We start from the raw sequence: 2,447 nt of genomic DNA on the forward strand, positions 1-2,447 counted from the left end.
AATTGGTTTCATCCCTTTCCATAAAATAAGGAAGCTAACATACGTTAGCTTCCTTATCGTTCATTTCAATTATTTAGTTCGACACTTTAGACTCTTCAATTTTCTCACGAAGAACCATTTGCAGGATACCACCATGACGGTAGTAGTCAATTTCAACTTCACTATCGAAACGAGCTACTACTTCAAATTGTTTTTCATTACCATCTGCATCAGTTGCAACTACTTTTACAAGATCGCGTGGTCTAACTGTTTTGTCAATTTGAATTTCAAATGACTCGTTACCAACAAGACCTAATGTTTCAGCGCTGTCGCCATCTTTAAATTGTAATGGTAATACGCCCATTAATACTAAGTTACTGCGGTGAATACGCTCGAAGCTTTCTGCGATTACTGCTTTAATACCTAATAAGTTTGTACCTTTCGCAGCCCAGTCACGAGAACTTCCCATACCGTAGTCTTTACCAGCAACAACTAGAAGGCCTGTGCCATCTTCTTTATATTTCATAGCAGCATCATAGATAGATGTTACTTCACCAGTTGGCCAATATGTTGTATATCCGCCTTCTGTTCCTGGTGCGATTTGGTTTTTAATACGGATGTTTGCAAATGTACCACGCATCATAACTTCATGGTTACCACGACGAGAACCGTAAGAGTTGAAGTCAACTGGTTGTACGCCGTTTTCTAGTAAGTAACGTCCAGCTGGTGTATGCTTACCGATTGAACCTGCTGGTGAAATGTGGTCTGTCGTTACAGAGTCACCAAATTTACCAACTATGCGTAAACCTGATAATGTTTCAACTTCACCTGGCTCTTTAGATAAACCTTCAAAGAATGGTGGGTTTTGAATATAAGTTGAGTCATTATCCCAAGTATATAAAGCTTCATTTGAAGTTTGGATTTCATTCCAACGCTCATTGCTGTTAAATACTTGTGCATATTCTTTTTTGAATAATTCAGATGTAACAACACTTTGAACTACATCTTCAATTTCTTTAGCTGATGGCCAAATATCTTGGAAGTAAACAGCATTACCATTTACATCTTTACCGATTTCATCATTTTTCAGGTCAATATCAACAGTACCTGCAAGTGCATATGCCACAACAAGTGGTGGTGATGCTAAGTAGTTTGCTTTTACAAGTGGATGAATACGACCTTCAAAGTTACGGTTACCAGATAAAACAGATGTTACTAGTAAGTCGTTTGCTGCGATTGCTTCTTCTAATTCCTCTGCTAATGGGCCAGAGTTACCGATACAAGTCGTACAGCCGTAACCAACTGTTTGGAAACCTAATTGATCTAAATACGTTGTTAAACCAGACTTATCTAAGTACTCTGTAACAACTTTAGATCCTGGTGCTAATGATGTTTTTACGTAACCAGGTACTTTAAGTCCTTTTTCAATTGCTTTCTTCGCAACTAAACCTGCTCCAATTAATACGTATGGATTTGAAGTATTTGTACAACTTGTAATCGCAGCGATTGCAATTCCACCTGTTTTCATCGTCACTTCTTGATCTTTTAATGTAACTTTCACTTCTTTATCAAACTCTTGCTCATTGAATCCAAGTCCTTGTGTTCCAACTGGTGCTACAACAGCTTTGTGGAACTCCTCTTTCATATTTGAAAGCGGGATTAAATCTTGCGGACGTTTCGGTCCAGAAAGATTAGATTCAATTGTATTTAAATCAATTTCAACAAGATCAGTGTAGATTGGATCTTTACTGTCTGCTGTATAGAATAAGCCATTTGCTTTACAGTATTCTTCAACAACGCGAATTTGCTCTTCATCTCTACCTGTTAAACGTAAGTATTCTAATGAAATGTCGTCGATTGGGAAGAACCCACAAGTTGCACCGTATTCTGGTGCCATATTTGAAATTGTTGCGCGGTCAGCTAAAGGCATGCTCTGTAGTCCATTACCGAAGAACTCAACAAATTTACCAACTACACCTTTTTGACGTAACACTTGCGTTACTTTTAATGCAACATCAGTTGCTGTTGTACCACTTGGAAGTGTACCAGTTAATTTCACACCGATTACTTCAGGTACTGGGAAATATGAAGGCTGTCCAAGCATTCCTGCTTCTGCTTCAATACCACCAACGCCCCATCCAAGAACACCGATACCATTAATCATTGTTGTATGTGAGTCTGTTCCAACTAATGAATCTGGGTATGCAACCAAGTCACCTTCAGCATTTTTCACCGCATGAACAACCGGTGCTAAATATTCAAGATTTACTTGGTGTACAATACCTGTTGCTGGTGGAACTGCACGGTAGTTATCAAATGATTTCTGTGCCCAGCTTAAAAATTTATAACGTTCTTCATTACGTTTAAACTCTAAGTCCATGTTGAATGCAAGCGAGTCTGCCGTACCTGCTCTATCAACCTGTACAGAGTGGTCAATTACAAGGTCTACAGTAATTTCTGGATTAATT

Annotated in this window: 1 protein-coding gene; it reads right to left on the reverse strand. The window is 38.5% G+C overall.

From position 1 onward, the window contains the following. Positions 1-73: 73 nt before the first annotated feature. Positions 74-2,447: aconitate hydratase AcnA (acnA, locus tag KI356_RS26370; RefSeq protein WP_212936925.1), on the reverse strand; the 2,374-nt coding region annotated here is incomplete at its 5' end.

The sequence above is a fragment of the Bacillus hominis genome (assembly GCF_018332515.1).
Lineage (GTDB): Bacteria > Bacillota > Bacilli > Bacillales > Bacillaceae_G > Bacillus_A > Bacillus_A hominis.